The 15,011-nt window shown below is 70.4% G+C and carries 12 protein-coding genes and 2 pseudogenes; 10 read left to right on the plus strand and 4 right to left on the minus strand.

The genetic code is table 11. The annotated features are described in order from the left end of the window. Nucleotide 1 precedes the first annotated feature (1 nt). Complete coding sequence (locus tag JG616_RS04695) at nucleotides 2-1,300, minus strand: nucleoside transporter C-terminal domain-containing protein (protein WP_199360294.1); 1,299 nt, start codon at nucleotides 1,298-1,300, stop codon at nucleotides 2-4. Nucleotides 1,301-1,382: 82 nt separating this feature from the next. Further along, nucleotides 1,383-2,513 (minus strand): GGDEF domain-containing protein, encoded by a 1,131-nt coding sequence (locus tag JG616_RS04700; RefSeq protein ID WP_199360296.1) that lies wholly within the window; start codon nucleotides 2,511-2,513, stop codon nucleotides 1,383-1,385. Between the two features lie 85 nt (nucleotides 2,514-2,598). Between JG616_RS04700 and JG616_RS04705 the strand changes: the two genes are divergently transcribed. The 6 genes from JG616_RS04705 to gcvH all read left to right on the plus strand — a co-directional run bounded on the left by JG616_RS04705 (nucleotide 2,599) and on the right by gcvH (nucleotide 7,011). Then, on the plus strand, nucleotides 2,599-3,567 hold the full coding sequence (locus JG616_RS04705; RefSeq protein WP_199360298.1) for an aldo/keto reductase: 969 nt from the start codon (nucleotides 2,599-2,601) through the stop codon (nucleotides 3,565-3,567). A 67-nt stretch (nucleotides 3,568-3,634) separates the two neighbouring features. Further along, on the plus strand, nucleotides 3,635-3,838 hold the full coding sequence (locus tag JG616_RS04710; RefSeq protein WP_199360301.1) for a hemin uptake protein HemP: 204 nt from the start codon (nucleotides 3,635-3,637) through the stop codon (nucleotides 3,836-3,838). Between the two features lie 92 nt (nucleotides 3,839-3,930). Next, entirely contained in the window at nucleotides 3,931-4,893 is a 963-nt protein-coding gene (locus JG616_RS04715) for an SPFH domain-containing protein (RefSeq protein WP_199391811.1), read from the plus strand. Nucleotides 4,894-4,895: 2 nt separating this feature from the next. Then, nucleotides 4,896-5,336: an NfeD family protein gene (locus JG616_RS04720; protein WP_199391812.1), complete on the plus strand. Its 441-nt coding sequence runs from the start codon at nucleotides 4,896-4,898 to the stop codon at nucleotides 5,334-5,336. A gap of 113 nt (nucleotides 5,337-5,449) precedes the next feature. Further along, nucleotides 5,450-6,550 (plus strand): glycine cleavage system aminomethyltransferase GcvT, encoded by a 1,101-nt coding sequence (gene gcvT, locus JG616_RS04725; protein WP_199391813.1) that lies wholly within the window; start codon nucleotides 5,450-5,452, stop codon nucleotides 6,548-6,550. A 68-nt stretch (nucleotides 6,551-6,618) separates the two neighbouring features. Continuing rightward, the gene (gcvH, locus tag JG616_RS04730; protein WP_199360309.1) at nucleotides 6,619-7,011 is read left to right on the plus strand and encodes a glycine cleavage system protein GcvH; all 393 of its coding nucleotides are present in this window, start codon (nucleotides 6,619-6,621) and stop codon (nucleotides 7,009-7,011) included. 795 nt (nucleotides 7,012-7,806) lie between these two features. Here the strand turns inward: gcvH and JG616_RS13615 are convergent. Further along, nucleotides 7,807-8,289, minus strand: a pseudogene (locus JG616_RS13615) (hypothetical protein); the annotation flags it as partial. Nucleotides 8,290-8,511: 222 nt separating this feature from the next. Then, a pseudogene (locus JG616_RS04740) lies at nucleotides 8,512-9,801 on the minus strand (serine hydrolase domain-containing protein); the annotation flags it as partial. 83 nt (nucleotides 9,802-9,884) lie between these two features. On the opposite strand from JG616_RS04740, the gene JG616_RS04745 reads away from it, so the two are divergent. The 4 genes from JG616_RS04745 to JG616_RS04760 are packed head-to-tail and all read left to right on the plus strand — an operon-like array spanning nucleotide 9,885 to nucleotide 14,963. Beyond that, entirely contained in the window at nucleotides 9,885-10,487 is a 603-nt protein-coding gene (locus JG616_RS04745) for a LemA family protein (protein ID WP_199391816.1), read from the plus strand. 6 nt (nucleotides 10,488-10,493) lie between these two features. Next, a complete protein-coding gene (locus tag JG616_RS04750) occupies nucleotides 10,494-12,389 on the plus strand; it encodes a M48 family metallopeptidase (RefSeq protein ID WP_199391817.1) in 1,896 nt (631 codons plus the stop codon). After that, the gene (locus tag JG616_RS04755) at nucleotides 12,386-13,759 is read left to right on the plus strand and encodes an MFS transporter (RefSeq protein WP_199391818.1); all 1,374 of its coding nucleotides are present in this window, start codon (nucleotides 12,386-12,388) and stop codon (nucleotides 13,757-13,759) included. The genes JG616_RS04750 and JG616_RS04755 overlap by 4 nt, the downstream gene beginning before the upstream one ends. Next, nucleotides 13,737-14,963: an NAD-dependent epimerase/dehydratase family protein gene (locus JG616_RS04760; RefSeq protein ID WP_199391819.1), complete on the plus strand. Its 1,227-nt coding sequence runs from the start codon at nucleotides 13,737-13,739 to the stop codon at nucleotides 14,961-14,963. Before JG616_RS04755 ends, JG616_RS04760 begins: the two co-directional genes overlap by 23 nt. The last annotated feature ends 48 nt before the right edge of the window (nucleotides 14,964-15,011 follow it).

Genomic DNA, 15,011 nt, shown 5'->3' on the forward strand with positions numbered 1-15,011 from the left:
CTCAGGCGCCGATATGGGTCAGCACGCCGGCGATGGTCGCGGTCATCAGCGTGGCGATCGTTCCACCCAGCACCGCGCGCAGGCCGAAGCGGGCCAGGTCCTGGCGGCGGTCGGGCGCCAGTCCGCCGATGCCGCCGATCTGGATCGCGATCGAGCTGAAGTTGGCGAAGCCGCACAGGGCGTAGGTCGCGATCAGGCGGCCCTCGTCGCTCAGGCTGACGCCCTCGACGCGACCGTTGACGATGTCGGCCAGCTGCAGGTACGCGACGAATTCGTTGATCACAACCTTCTGTCCGATCAGCGAGCCGACGGTGCCGGCATCCGACCACGGCACGCCGATCAGCCACGCCACCGGCGCCAGCACGTAGCCGAAGATCGCCGACAGGTCGGTGGGCTTGCCGATCGCCGCGGCCACGCCGGTGACGTCGCCCAGCCAGGTCAGCGGCGCGTTGATCATCGCGATGAGCGCGATGAAGGCCAGCAGCATCGCGCCGATGTTGAGCGCGAGCTTCAGGCCGTCTCCGGCGCCCGCCGCGGCGGCGTCGATGACGTTGCTGGTGGTGTTCTCGACCTCCATCTTCACCGTGCCGCGGGTCAGCGGCTCACCGGTTTCCGGGATCAGGATCTTGGCGATCACCAGCGTCGCCGGCGCCGCCATGATCGAGGCCGCCAGCAGGTGCTTGGCGTAGAAGGCCTGCTGCGCCGGATCGCCCGCGCCGAGCATGCCGACGTAGGCCGCCAGCACGCCGCCGGCGATGTGCGCCATGCCGCCGATCATCATCGTGATCAGCTCGGACTCGGTCATGCGCGAGATGTAGGGACGCACGGTCAGCGGCGCCTCGGTCTGGCCGATGAAGACGCTGGCGCAGACGCTGGTGGTTTCGGCGCCGGACACCCGCATCACCTTGGTGATCGCCCAGGCCATGGCGCGCACCACCAGCTGCATCACGCCGAAGTGGTACAGCACCGCCATCAGCGAGGCGAAGAAGATGATCGTCGGCAGCACCTGGAAGGCGAAGATGAAGCCGTAGGTGCTGACGTCCATCAGGCTGCCGAAGATGAACTCGGAGCCGGCGTTGACGAAGCCCAGCACGCGCACGAACAGCTGGCCCAGCCAGTCGAAGACCTCGCGCCCGCCCGGCACCAGCAGCACCAGCGCCGCGAACGCGATCTGCAGGGTGACCCCGGTGACGACCAGCTTCCAGTCGACCCTGCCCTTGTTGTTGGAGAACAGCCAGGTGATCCCGATGAGCACGGCCAGGCCGAAGAGGCCGAAGCCGATCCGCGTCAATACTTCCATCGTGAAGCCGATCCCCTGGACCTGCCGCGGGCGCGCGGCGACGGGGCAGCGTAGTGCAGGCCGCAGGGCCGGGCAACCGCGGTCAGGGGTCCCGGGCCACGATCCGGTTGCCGCCGGCGGCCTTGGCCGACTTCAGCCGGCGGTCCGCGCAGCCGAGCAGGCTCGACGTGCTGCTGCCGTCCTGCGGCCAGGCCGCCAGGCCGGCGCTGAAGGTGAAGACGAAGGCGTCCTGGCCGCGCTCGGGCAGGAAGGGGCGCTCGACCAGGGTGCGGCGCAGGCGATCGAGGCGTTCCCAGGCGCTGCCGGCCGGGCCGTGCAGCAGCATCACGAACTCCTGGCCGCCGATCCTGGCCAGTGATTCCGTGTCGGCGAGCATCTCGCTCATGGTCGAGGCGATGTGGCGCAGTGCGCGGTCGCCGGCCTGCGGCCCGGCCTCGTCGTTGACGCGCTTGAAGCGGTCGACGTCGAGCAGCACCAGGGTCAGCGAGGCGCCCGAGTTGCGCGCGTTCGCGAACACGTGCGGCATGCGCTGCACCAGCCAGGAGCGGTTGGGCAGGCCGGTCAGGGCGTCGTGTCCCGATGTTTCCACCAGCGCCTGCATCCGTCGCACCGCGACCGCCGCGAGCCCGGTGGCCAGGACCAGCAGCAGCATGCGCAGGGCCTCGGCGCCGATGCGTGTCGCGACCGGCTGCAGCGCGAGGGCCGCCTCGGGAGGCGTCCTGCCCAGGTAGGCCGCCAGCGCGAACAGGCCGTACTGCAGCAGGGCCAGGCCGCCGGTGTAGAGCGCCAGCCGGCCATCGGCGCGCAGCGCCGCCGACAGGATCACCAGGAGGTAGCACGACCAGGCCGCGACTCCGGTGGTCGCGGCGGAGGGATCGCGCAGCGCGATCGCCACCAGCGTGGCGGTGACCAGGCTGGTGTCCCAGGTGCAGGTGGCGAAGGGCAGCCAGCTCCGCTCCTGTCGCGCCAGCACCAGCCAGGCGAGGGCGACGGCATTGGCCAGCACGACCGCGCCGAGGCAGGCGAGGATCCCGCCCATGCCCGCGCCGGTCGCCGCGGCGAACAGCGGCAGCGCCAGTGCCAGGACCGAGAGCAGCAGCCGGACCCGGGCGACCAGGCGCTCGCTGCCCGCACCCAGCCGGCGCATGACCTGGTCCGGCGGCGCCAGCAGGCGCTGCAGCGTGTCGCGTATCCCGCCGTCGCTGGCGTGCATCGTCCGTGCTCCCTTCCCTGCGGGGAGGATAGCGCGGCGGCTTGCGTAAACTGCCGCCCAACACAGCGCGCTGGAGGCGTCGACCATGGAATACCGCAGGCTTGGCAGCTCGGGACTCGCGCTGTCCGCGCTGTCGTTCGGCGCCTGGACGACCTTCGGCGGCGCCATCCCGCGCGGTGAGGCGCGCAACCTGGTCGCCGCAGCCTGGGACCATGGCGTCAACTTCTTCGACAACGCCGAGAGCTACGCCCACGGCGAGGCCGAGCGGATGATGGGCGACGTGATCGCCGACCTGCGCCTGCCGCGCGACGGGTATGCGGTGTCGAGCAAGGCGATGTTCGGCTCGGCGGCCAGCCCGCTGCCGCTGCAGCGCGGGCTGTCCCGCAAGCACCTGCACGACGCCTGCCACGCCGCGCTGAAGCGGCTGCGCGTGGACTACCTCGACCTGTACTTCTGCCATCGGCCCGATCCGGACGTGCCGGTGGCCGAGACGGTGGCCGCCATGGACGCGCTGGTCCGCCAGGGCAAGGTGATGTACTGGGGCACGTCCGAATGGCCCGCGGCGCTGGTGCGCGAGGCGCATGCGGTGGCGCGCGCGCGGCAGCTGCAGCCGCCGACCATGGAGCAGCCCGAGTACAACCTGTTCAACCGCAGGCGCGTGGAGCTGGAGTACGCATCGCTGTACGCCGAACTCGGCCTGGGCCTGACGGTGTGGTCGCCACTGGCCTCCGGAGTGCTGACCGGCAAGTACGGCGATGGCATTCCCGCCGGTTCGCGCGCGGCGCGCGAGCCCTGGCTGCGCGAACGGCTGGATGGCGGCGAGGGGCCCGGGCTGCTGGAGCGTGCCCGCCGCTTCACCGTGCTCGCGCGCGAGCTGGGCGTCGAGCCTGCGGCGCTGGCCATCGCCTGGTGCCTGCGCAACCCGCACGTGTCCAGCGTGATCCTCGGCGCCAGCCGGGTCGGGCAGCTGCAGGCGAACCTGGGCGCGCTGGAGCTGGCCCGGGGCCTCGACGACGGCGTCTGGCAGCGGGTCGAGGCCGCAACCGTCGGCTGAACCCGGCAGTTGACAGGCAAATGAGAATCATTAGCATCGGAGGTCATCGATCGATGAGGTGTCCCCCATGCTGGCCTCCCGCGTCCATCCGTCCGCCTTCGAAGCGGCCGACGACCTGCCGTCGGCCGGCGGCGCAGACGCGCCCGTCGAGCGTGCCGAAGTCGACAGCCTGCGCCTGCTCGATGGCCAGCGCGAAGTGCTGATCCGCCACGGCAACGAGCTCTATCGCCTGCGGCATACGCGCAACGACAAGCTCATCCTCACCAAGTAGGTCCGCCGCGCACGCGGTGTGGCCCGCGTGCGGTCACGGATGCGCTCCGGGCCGCGTCTATACTCGAAACCATTGCATGGGGAGGGTATGGAATGTCCGGAACCACGTTCATTGCCGCCGTACTGGCGCTCGCGTTCATCATCTTTTTCTTCAAGATGGTGCGCATCGTGCCGCAGGGCTTCGAGTGGACCGTCGAGCGCTTCGGCAAGTACACGCACACGCTGTCGCCGGGACTGCACCTGCTGATTCCGGTGATGCAGGCGATCGGCCGCAAGGTCAACGTCATGGAGCAGGTCCTCGACGTGCCCTCGCAGGAGGTCATCACCAAGGACAACGCCGTGGTGAAGGTCGACGGCGTGGTGTTCTTCCAGGTGCTTGACGCCGCCAAGGCCGCCTACGAGGTGTCCAACCTCGAGATCGCCACGATCGCGCTGGTGCAGACCAACATCCGCACGGTGATCGGCTCGATGGACCTGGACGAGTCGCTCAGCAACCGCGAGACGATCAACGCCCAGCTGCTCAACGTGGTCGACCACGCCACCAATCCCTGGGGCATCAAGGTCACCCGCATCGAGATCCGCGACATCCAGCCGCCGCGCGACCTGATCGATTCCATGGGCCGGCAGATGAAGGCCGAGCGCGACCGTCGCGCCGTGATCCTGGAGGCCGAAGGCCATCGCAGCTCGGCGATCCTGCGCGCCGAGGGCGAGAAGCAGGCGGCGATCCTGCAGGCCGAAGGCGAGCGCGAGGCGGCCTACCGCGAGGCCGAGGCGCGCGAGCGGCTGGCCGAGGCGGAGGCGAAGGCCACGGAGATGGTGTCGAACGCGATCGCGTCGGGCGACGTGCAGGCGATCAACTACTTCATCGCGCAGAAGTACGTGGAGGCCTTCCGCGAGCTCGCCACGGCGCCCAACGCCAAGTTCGTGATGATGCCGATGGAAACCAGCGGGATCATCGGCTCGATCGCGGGCATCGCCGAGCTGGGCAAGGAGGCGCTGGGCAAGCAGCAGGTCGATACGCGTGCGCGGATCGACGCCAGGCGGCCGGAGATCTGACGATGGCCTGGAGCACGCCCACCATCGTCTGGGCCGCGATCGCGCTGGCGCTGATCGCGGCGGAGACCTTCATCCCGGGCGCATTCCTGCTCTGGATGGGGATTGCCGCGGCCTTCGTCTGGCTGGCGGTGCTGTTGTTCCCGGGCCTGTCGCTCCTGGCACAGGTGGTGCTGTTCGTGGCGCTGAGCGTGGTCGCGGTGCTGGCCTACCTGAGGTGGGGGCGTCGCCGCGAGCGTCCGAGCGACCGGCCGCTGCTCAACCGCCGCGCCGAGCAGCTGGTCGGGCGCGTGGTCGCGCTGGATCGCGCCATCGTCGGCGGGCGGGGCAGGGTGAAGATGGATGACGCCTACTGGGACGTGAGCGGTCCCGAGCTCGAAGCCGGGCAGCGGGTGCGCGTCATCGGCGCCAGCGGCATGGTCCTGGAAGTCCGCGAGGCCGGCTGACCCCTTGTCCCCTACAGGATCCGGGAACGGCAACGGGCCGTATCGCCTGTGGCCGTGCCGGTCGGCGTGCGAAGGGCGATAATGGCCTTCCACCGCACAGGAGCCGACATCCCATGACCCGAAAGACCGTCCTCAACGCGTCCCACCGCGCGCTCGGCGCGAAGATGGTCGACTTCGGTGGCTGGGACATGCCGATCAACTACGGCTCGCAGATCGAGGAGCACCACGCCGTGCGTCGCGACGCGGGCATGTTCGACGTCTCGCACATGACCGTGGTCGACCTGCACGGCGCGCGCGTGCGCGAATTCCTGCGCCGGCTGCTGGCCAACTCGATCGACAAGCTCAAGGTCCAGGGCAAGGCCCTGTACACCTGCATGCTCGATGCGGACGGTGGGGTCATCGACGACCTGATCGTCTACAACCTCGGCGACGACTTCCAGCGCCTGGTCGTGAATGCCGGCACGCGCGACAAGGACCTGGCCTGGATCGAGGCCCAGGCCGAGGGCTTCGACCTCGACATCCGCGTCCGCGACGACCTGGCGATGATCGCCGTGCAGGGACCGCAGGCGCGCGACAAGGTGGCGGCGCTCGTGCATCCCGACGATCGCGCGGCGGTCGCGAAGCTGGGCCGCTTTGCCAGCCGCGACGTCCGCTCGACCGATGGCGCGCCGCTGTTCATCGCGCGCACCGGCTATACCGGCGAGGACGGGTTCGAGGTCGCACTGCCGGACGAGCACGCGGTGGCGTTCTGGGACGCGCTGGTGGCCGCGGGCGTGAAGCCGGCCGGCCTGGGCGCGCGCGACACGCTGCGCCTGGAAGCGGGCCTGCCGCTGTATGGCCAGGACATGGACGAATCGGCGACGCCGTACGAAGCCGGGCTCGGCTGGACGGTGGCGCTGGACGAAGGCCGCGACTTCAACGGCCGCGCCACGCTCGAAGCGCAGCAGGCCCGCGGCGACGCGCGCCAGCTCATCGGCCTGGTGATGGACGAGAAGGGCGTGCTGCGGCACGGGCAGAAGGTGCTGGCCGGCAGCGGCGACGGCGAGATCCTCTCCGGCACCTTCGCGCCGACGATCGGCAAGTCGATCGCGCTGGCGCGGATCCCGGCGGGCGAGCCGGGCGATGTCCGGGTGGACATCCGCGGCCGCGAGGTCCCGGTGCGCGTGGTCGCCTGGCCCTTCGTCCGCGATGGCCAGCCGCGCGACGGCATTTGATCCACGGCCGCGATGCTTGGCTACACTAGCCCCCCACCTCCCAACCACGGCGATCCGGAGCAGCAGACATGAGTGACATCCCTGGCGACCTGAAGTTCATGAAGTCCCACGAGTGGGCCCGCGTCGAAGGCGACGGCAAGGTCACCGTCGGCATCTCGGACCATGCCCAGGGACTCCTCGGCGACCTGGTCTACGTCGACCTGCCCGCCGTCGGCGACAGCGTCGAAGCCGGCACCGCCTGTGCGGTGGTGGAGTCGGTCAAGGCCGCCTCGGACATCTATGCGCCGATGTCGGGGACGATCGTCGCGATCAACGAGGCACTCGCCGACAAGCCGGAAACGATCAACGAGGACGCGTTCGGCGAAGGCTGGCTGTTCGTGCTCGAAGCGAGCGAGCCGGAGCAGGCGAACGAGCTGCTCGATCCGGACGCCTACGCGGCGCTGGTCGAAGAGGAAGCCTGACCGGCATCCGCCGCGCGCTGCGCGGCATGTCGATACGGACGCCGGGCATTGCCCGGCGTTCGCGTTTCCGGGTCGCGGAAACGTCGCGAAGCTTCGCGCACTTTCGCGCAAATCATGTCCTGCGACCTTCCCGGCGTGCTCCGGCGCGCATGCGGCGCGCGCGTCATGTGCGCCCCGGATCGACGCACGCGACGCGCAGGTCTTCCGCCTCGCCGGGACGCGCGCGCGCCACGTCGATCCGTCGAGCGCGAACGCAAACGCCTTGAAACAAGCCCTTTGATGAAAACGCCTGCAGGCGCGTGCGTGTTCCGGCGTCGACGCGGCACGCAGCGGACGACGTCGGCGGACGCATCGCGTCCGCTCTTGCATCGACGTGGCGTGACGACACGCAGGCGACGGGTGTTGACAGCGAAAAAAACCGTGATTAGGTTTCGCCCAACAACACGTGGCCACAGAAGCGAGTGAGTGCGAACCGGACGACAACGCGCAACACAACTCAGTCCTCCGCCCGGATGGTCGACATGGTGGACTCAGGCGTCGTCTTCCCCGCGAAAACTCCAGGCGAACCAGAGCAGGCAACCCGCGGCGCATCGCGCAGCGGGTTTTTTCGTGTCGAGGGACCGACACAGGGAGCGTCCGCGCTCCCCGCAGATGCCGGGCAAGGATGGCCCGGGAACAGGATCCGGTGCGACGCGCCCAGCGCGTCGTCGGTTGATCGCGGGTCCGATACCCGCGGTGTGTTTCGTACTGGGCAGTAGTACCTGCAAGTCCCACTGACGAGGAGAGCCATTCCATGGCCACGAAGAAAGTCGCGAAGAAGAAAGTCGCCAAGAAAGCGGTGAAGAAGACCGCGAAGAAGGCCGCGCGCAAGGCGGCACCGCGCAAGGTCGCGAAGAAGGTCGCGAAGAAGAAGGTCGCCAAGAAGGCCGTGAAGAAGACGGCGAAGAAGGCAGCCGCGAAGAAGGCCACCCGGAAGACGGCGAAGAAGGCCACGGCCAAGAAGGCCACCCGGAAGACCGCGAAGAAGGCCACCAAGAAGACGGCCAAGAAGGCTGCCAAGAAGACGGCGAAGAAGACGGCGAAGAAGACCGCCAAGAAGGCTGTCCGCAAGAGCCCCGCCAAGAAGGCCGCCGCCAAGAAGGCGGTGCGCAAGACCGCGAAGAAGGCGCCCGCCAAGAAGGCCGCCGGTCGCAAGACCACCGCCAAGAAGGCCGCGAAGAAGACCGCCAAGAAGGCGGCGAAGAAGCGTGCGCCGCGCAAGGCCCCGGTCGTTTCCATCCCGGCCGCTCCCGCGCCGCTGATGTAACGCTACCCCGATAGCCGTCAATCAGGCCCCTCTCCCGCAGCCCAGGCGGGGGAGGGGCTTTTTCGTTACTCCGGCCGGGCGTCCGACGCCGCGCCGCCGCCGCTGCCGGCGGCAGCCTCGGGTCCGGTCGATATCGACACCGCGCCGGCATCCTCGCCGGCATTGGCGAGCAGCAGCTCGTCGACGTCCGCGAAGTCCACGTCCAGCCACTGCTGCGGCGCCAGGCCGATCGCGCTGTCGAGGATGGTCGGCAGCAGGCCCGTCGGCAGGCTGCTCTCGCCGTTCCACAGCACCACCACCCCGATCTCGCGCTCCGGCATCATCGCCATCAGGCCGCGGTAGCCCTGCACCGCGCCGGCGTGGAAGACCACGCGGTGTCCGGAATAGTCATAGACGCGCCAGCCGAGCGCATAGCCGGCATCGCCCAGACGCTGGCGGCGCCAGCCCGAGCTGCGCATCTCGCCGGGGGTCGACACCAGCGGCTGCTGCAGGGTCGCCAGCAGCGGGGCCGGCAGCACGTCGGGACGACGGCCCGACTGCGCGATCAGCCACTGCGCCATGTCGCTGATGCTGGCGTTGACGCCCGCCGCGGGCGCCACGCGGTAATAGGTCGGCTTGGGCATCAGCGATCGCCAGCCGCCGCCGGCGCGCACGTGCGGCTTGGCCCAGCGCGGACTCGCCTGGATGCCTTCGAGGCCGTAGCTTGCATCGTCCATGCCCAGCGGCTTGAAGATGCGGCCGGCCACCGCCTCGCTGAAGAACTGGCCCGAGGCCGCGGACACCACGTCGCCCACCAGGCTGAAGGCGACGTTCTGGTAGCTGTAGCAGTCGCCGACGTCGCAGGTCATCGGCGCGTTGGCCAGCCGCTGCACCAGGCTGCGGTAGTCGACGTTGCGCTCGATGTCGCGGTCGTAGGTGTTGCGGCCCAGGCCCACGCGGTGGCTGAGCACGTCGGCCACGGTGAGGCGTGCCGCCGCATCCGGACGGGCGAGCTGCAGCGCCGGCATGAAGTCGGCGATGTGGCTGTCCCAGCGCAGCGAGCCTTCCGCCACCAGCAGGCCGGTGACGGTGCCGGCGAAGGGCTTGGACAGCGAGGCCAGGCGGAACACGGTATGCGCGTCGACCGGCTCGGCGTTGCTGACGTCGGTGATGCCGTAGCCACGTGCGCTGAGCACTTCGCCCTTGTGCACGATGGCCATGGCCAGGCCCGGCACGCGCTGGTTGGCGACCACCGCCTGCGCCATCGCCTCGAAGCGCGCGACGTCGAAGCCATCGGCCAGTGGCATCGGCTTCGTGCCGGGCGGCAGGAGGGGCGAGGCATCCGCCACCACCGCGCGGGACTGCGCCGGAGGTGACTGCACATGACTGGAGGCTTCCCGGCGGAGTTCCGTCTGTGCCGCGGTGCCCACCGCCATCGGCGTCAGGCATGCGACCAGGCCGGCGCCGAGGAGGAGGCGACGAGGCGTGCGCGCTGCGTCTTTCATCGGGCGTATCCCCTGCGTATGCTGCGACTGCGGGGTGATCATATGCCCCTGATTCCGCAATTGCATGAACAAGGGGAGCTTTCATGTCCAGCCTGCTGATCCTGCTGGTGTTTGTTGTCGTGATCGTGGTCGCGATCGGCTGGGGCGTCGGCATCTACAACGGCCTCGTCACCGCCCGCAACGCGTTCCGCAACGCCTTCGCCCAGATCGACGTGCAGCTGCAGCGCCGCTTCGACCTGATCCCGAACCTGGTCGAGACCGCCAAGGGCTACCTCAAGCACGAGCGTGAAACGCTGGAGGCGGTGATCGCCGCCCGTGGCGCGGCGGTGTCCGGCCTGGCCGCGGCCAAGGCGAGTCCCGGTGATCCGGCGGCGATGGCCGAGCTCGCGCAGTCGCAGGGCGTGCTCAACGGCGCGCTGGGACGCCTGATGATGGTTGCCGAGGCCTATCCGGACCTCAAGGCCAACCAGAACATGATGCAGCTCACCGAGGAGCTCACCTCGACCGAGAACCGCGTCGCCTTCGCGCGCCAGGCCTTCAACGACTCGGTGATGGCCTACAACAACCGGCGCGAAGTGTTCCCGTCGAGCATCGTCGCGGGCATGTTCAACTTCGACGCCGCGGCCCTGCTGGAGATCCCGGCCGACCGCGCCGAGGTCCGCGAGGCGCCGAACGTCCAGTTCTGACGCTCGATGAACTTCTTCGAGCAGCAGACGAAGGCGCGCCGCAACAGCACCCGCCTGGTGGTGCTGTTCGCGCTGGCGGTGATCGGCATGGTGCTGGCGATCGACCTGGCGGTGCTGCTGGTCGCCGGTGCCAACTGGCCACTGCTGGCCGTCGTCACCCTGGGCACGCTGGCGGTGATCGGACTGGGCTCGCTGTACCGGCTCGCCACGCTGCGCGGCGGCGGTGACGCGGTCGCCCTGCAGTTCGGCGGCACGCCGGTGCCGCAGGACACCGGCGACGCCTCGCTGCGCCGCCTGCGCAATGTCGTCGAGGAGATCGCGATCGCCTCGGGCGTGCCGGTGCCCGGCCTCTACGTGATGGAAGGCGAATCGGCGATCAACGCTTTTGCCGCCGGCTACTCGCCCAGCGACGCCGCCATCGCGGTCACCCGCGGCGCGCTCGACCGCCTCAACCGCGACGAACTGCAGGGCGTGATCGCCCACGAGTTCAGCCACGTCGCCAACGGCGACATGCGCCTCAACATCCGCCTGATGGGCGTGCTGTTCGGCATCCTCATGATCAGCCTGATCGGCCGCAAGGTGCTGTACCTGGGCGGCAGCCGCGACCGCAATGCGGCGGCGGTGATGATGGCCGCGCTGGTCGCCCTGGTGGTCGGCAGCATCGGCATGTTCTTCGGCCGGATGATTAAGGCCAGCGTCAGCCGCTCGCGCGAGCGGCTGGCCGACGCGTCGGCCGTGCAGTTCACGCGCCAGACCACCGGCCTCGCGGGTGCGCTGAAGAAGATCGCGGGCCTGCCCGACGGCGCGCGCCTGAGCGACCGGGCCGATGCCGAGGAGGCCAGCCACATGCTCTTCGGCGATGGCGTCGGCTTCAGCGGCCTGTTCGCCACCCATCCGCCGATCCTCGAGCGCATCCAGGCGCTGGAGCCCGGGTTCCGCGGCGAACAGCTGGAAGGCCTGCGCCGGCAGTGGTCGCTGACCCCGCCGTCGGGGCTGCAGGAGGACCGGATGATGGGCCTGGACGTCCATGCCGGCCGCCTGCCAGCGCATGACGCCCGGCTGGACGTGACGCCGCCGATGGTGGCCGCGCAGGTGGGCCACCCCGAGGTCGACGACTACCAGCGCGCCGACGCCATCGTGCACGGCATGCCGGCTTCGCTGCGCAGCCTGGCGCAGTCGCGCGAGGCGGTGGTGCCGCTGGTGCTCGGCCTGCTGCTGGACGACGACGCGGCGCTGCGCGGGCGCCAGCTGCCGGAGATCACCGCGCGCCTCGGCGACGAGGTCGCGCGCGGGGCCAAGGCGCTGCATGGCGGCGACCTGCAGGCGCTGCATCCGATGCAGCGCCTGCCGCTGGCCGCGCTCGCGTTCCCGGTGCTGCGCCGGCGCCCGCGTCCCGAACTCGAGACCCTGCTCGACACCGTGCACGCCGTGGTCCACTGCGACGGCAAGGTGTCGCTGTTCGAGTACTGCCTGGGCCGCCTGCTGGAAGTGCAGCTGCGCGAGTCGCTGGATCCGCGGCGGCATGCGCGCTTCGGCCGGCGCAAGCCCGGCAGCGTGCGCGAGGAGTTCGCGACGTTGCTGGCGGTCGTCGCCCATGCCGGCAACCCGGGCGACCCGGCGGCCGCGCAGCGCGCCTACCTCGCCGGCCTGCAGCGCGTGCTTCCGCGCGACCACCTGCCGTATGCACCGCCGACCAACGGCGTGCTCGCGCTCGACGAGGTCTGGCCCGCGCTGGACGCGCTCGAGCCGCTGGCCAAGCAGCTGATGGTGGAAGCGGTGACCGCCGCCGCGAGCCACGATGGCCGGATCTCGGTGGCCGAAGCCGAACTGCTGCGCACGATCTGCGGCGTGCTGCACTGTCCGCTGCCGCCCGACGTCGCCCGGATCGGAACCGCCGGATGAGCAGCGATTCGGGCGCAGTGGCGTCCGCCGGCACCATGGGCCGGCTGCGCCGCGAGCTGGCCGCCTCGCCGCCGCTGTGGTGGGCGATGCTGTACTTCTTCAGCCTGCTCTGCGGCTATTACGTGCTGCGCCCGGTGCGCGACGCGATGGGAGCGTCCACGGACGCGGCCTCGGTGTTCCCGCGCGGGCTGATCGCGCTCGGCGAGCGCATGGGCATCGAGGTCGGCGACTTCATGCTGCAGCTGCTGTTCACCGCGACGTTCATCGCGATGGTGCTGCTGCAGCCGCTGTACGGCGCGCTGGTGTCGCGCTTTCCGCGACGCGTGTTCCTGCCGGCGGTCTACCTGGTCTTCATCGCCTGCCTGCTCGGCTTCTGGTGGGCCTTCGACAGCGGGATGGCCGGCCGCGGCGCCGCGTTCTTCGTCTGGGTAGCGGTGTTCAACCTGTTCGCGGTGACGGTGTTCTGGAGCTTCATGGCCGACGTGTTCGACAACGCGCAGGCCAAGCAGGTCTACGGCTACATCGCGGCGGGCGGGACCGTGGGCGCCCTGGTCGGTCCGGCGATCACCCGCTTCCTGGTCGAGCCGGTGGGCGTGGCCAACCTGTTGCTGGTGTCGGCGGGGTTCCTCGGCATCTGCCTGCTCTGCATCATGAAGCTGCGGCCGTGGGCGCTGGCACGCGAGCGCCAGGGCGGCGCGATGGCAGGGCAGGCGATGGGCGGATCGGTGCTCGCCGGTCTGCGCCTGGTGTGGCAGCGTCCGCTGCTGCGTGCGCTGGCGATCCTGATGTTCTTCGGCGTCGGGGTGGGCACGCTGCTCTACAACGAGCAGGCGCGGATCGTGCGCGCGGCGTACGCCACACCCGAGGAGCGCGCGGCGTTCTACTCGACGCTGGACTGGGCGATCAATGGCCTCACCATCGCCATCCAGCTGCTGCTGACGCGCTTCCTGCTGCAGCGCTACGGGATCGCGCCGCTGCTGCTGCTGCCGGCGTTCGCCATCATGCTCGGCTTCGCCGCGCTGTCGGCTTCGCCGCTGCCGATGCTGGTGGCGATCGTGCAGATCGTGACCCGGGCCAGCGAGTTCTCGCTGGCCAAGCCGGCGCGCGAGACGCTCTACACCCGCGTCGATCGCGAGCAGCGCTACAAGGCCAAGGCGGTGATCGACACCGCGGTCTATCGCGGCGGCGACCTCACCTTCGTCTGGCTGCACAAGGCGCTGGCGGTGCTGGGATCGGGCATGGTCTTCCTGGCCGGCCTGGGCATCGCCCTGGGCATGACCTACGGCGCATGGCGCGTGGTCCGCGCCGAGCGCACGCTCCCGCAGGACCCCTCCGCGGAGCCTGCGCATGCACCATCCAAGCCGACGTGAGCTGCTGAAGGCCGGCCTGGCCGGCGCCGTCGCCCTGGCCCTTCCGGCCTGCGCCCGCGGCCTCGGTGTCGCGGCGGACGCGGGCGCTGGACCGGCCGCCGGCAGCGCGGCCGCGGCGCGGAGTCCGGGGACCCTGGACGTCCTCGTGCTGGGTGGAACCGGCTTCCTCGGCCCGCACTTCGTCGCCGCGGCGCGGGCGAAGGGCCACAGGCTGACCCTGTTCAACCGCGGCAGGAGCAATCCGGAGCGCTTCGCCGGTGAGGCGTTCGCCGACATCGAGCAGCTCCGCGGCGACCGCAAGAGCGACCTGTCGGCGCTGGAAGGCGACCGCCGCTGGGACGTGGTGCTGGACACCTCCGCCTACGTCCCGGACGACGTCACCCGCTCGGCCCGCCTGCTGGCGCCTCGCGTCGCGCAGTACCTGATGGTGTCGACGATCTCGGTCTACGCGAAGACCAATCGCCCGGGCCAGGACGAGGACGCGCTGCTCGCAGTCCTTGCCGATCCGGCCGTCACCGATGTCACGGGCGACACCTACGGCGGGCTCAAGGCGCTGTGCGAGCGCGCGGCCGAGGCCGAACTCCCCGGGCGCACCACGATTGTCCGCCCCGGCCTGATCGTCGGCCCCGGCGACACCACCGACCGCTTCACCTGGTGGCCGGCGCGGGCCGACCGGGGCGGCGAGATCCTCGCACCCGGGACGCAGGACGACCCGACCCAGTTCATCGACGTGCGCGATCTCGCGGACTTCCTGCTGCTGGCGCTGGAACGGCGCCACGTGGGCATCTACAACGCCGATGCGCCCGCGGGCTCGATCACCATGGGGCGCCTGCTGGCCACCTGCCAGGAGGTCTCGCGGCGGATGAACACCATCCACTGCGTGCGCGCCCCGTGCCCGCAGCCGCCAGGCCACGACTCCACGCTGACGTGGGTGCCGGCGGACTTCCTGGAGGCGCAGGGCGTGTCGCCCTGGCAGGACATGCCGGCGTGGATCCCCGCGGCCGGCGACTACGCCGGATTCGGCCACATCAGCACCTCACGTGCGCATGCGGTCGGGCTGCGCACGCGCCCCCTCGAGGACACGGTGGGCGACACGCTCGCCTGGTGGCGCTCGCTGCCCGCGGAGCGGCGGGCGCAGCCCAAGGCCGGGCTCGCGCCCGATCGCGAAGCCGCCGTGCTCGCGGCGTGGCACGCGCGGCGCTGACGGCGCGCGGATCCCTGGAATGACGAGGGCGCCGCGTGGGCGCCCTCG

Origin of the sequence: Luteimonas sp. MC1895 (assembly GCF_016457215.1) — a bacterium.
Classification (GTDB): domain Bacteria; phylum Pseudomonadota; class Gammaproteobacteria; order Xanthomonadales; family Xanthomonadaceae; genus Luteimonas.

What these genes read in the sequence shown, in the direction of transcription:
- JG616_RS04695 (WP_199360294.1), bottom strand. Translation starts at nt 1,300, where the DNA reads ATGGAAGTATTGACGCGGATCGGCTTCGGCCTCTTCGGCCTGGCCGTG.
- JG616_RS04700 (WP_199360296.1), bottom strand. Translation starts at nt 2,513, where the DNA reads ATGCACGCCAGCGACGGCGGGATACGCGACACGCTGCAGCGCCTGCTG.
- JG616_RS04705 (WP_199360298.1), top strand. Translation starts at nt 2,599, where the DNA reads ATGGAATACCGCAGGCTTGGCAGCTCGGGACTCGCGCTGTCCGCGCTG.
- JG616_RS04710 (WP_199360301.1), top strand. Translation starts at nt 3,635, where the DNA reads ATGCTGGCCTCCCGCGTCCATCCGTCCGCCTTCGAAGCGGCCGACGAC.
- JG616_RS04715 (WP_199391811.1), top strand. Translation starts at nt 3,931, where the DNA reads ATGTCCGGAACCACGTTCATTGCCGCCGTACTGGCGCTCGCGTTCATC.
- JG616_RS04720 (WP_199391812.1), top strand. Translation starts at nt 4,896, where the DNA reads ATGGCCTGGAGCACGCCCACCATCGTCTGGGCCGCGATCGCGCTGGCG.
- gcvT (WP_199391813.1), top strand. Translation starts at nt 5,450, where the DNA reads ATGACCCGAAAGACCGTCCTCAACGCGTCCCACCGCGCGCTCGGCGCG.
- gcvH (WP_199360309.1), top strand. Translation starts at nt 6,619, where the DNA reads ATGAGTGACATCCCTGGCGACCTGAAGTTCATGAAGTCCCACGAGTGG.
- JG616_RS04745 (WP_199391816.1), top strand. Translation starts at nt 9,885, where the DNA reads ATGTCCAGCCTGCTGATCCTGCTGGTGTTTGTTGTCGTGATCGTGGTC.
- JG616_RS04750 (WP_199391817.1), top strand. Translation starts at nt 10,494, where the DNA reads ATGAACTTCTTCGAGCAGCAGACGAAGGCGCGCCGCAACAGCACCCGC.
- JG616_RS04755 (WP_199391818.1), top strand. Translation starts at nt 12,386, where the DNA reads ATGAGCAGCGATTCGGGCGCAGTGGCGTCCGCCGGCACCATGGGCCGG.
- JG616_RS04760 (WP_199391819.1), top strand. Translation starts at nt 13,737, where the DNA reads ATGCACCATCCAAGCCGACGTGAGCTGCTGAAGGCCGGCCTGGCCGGC.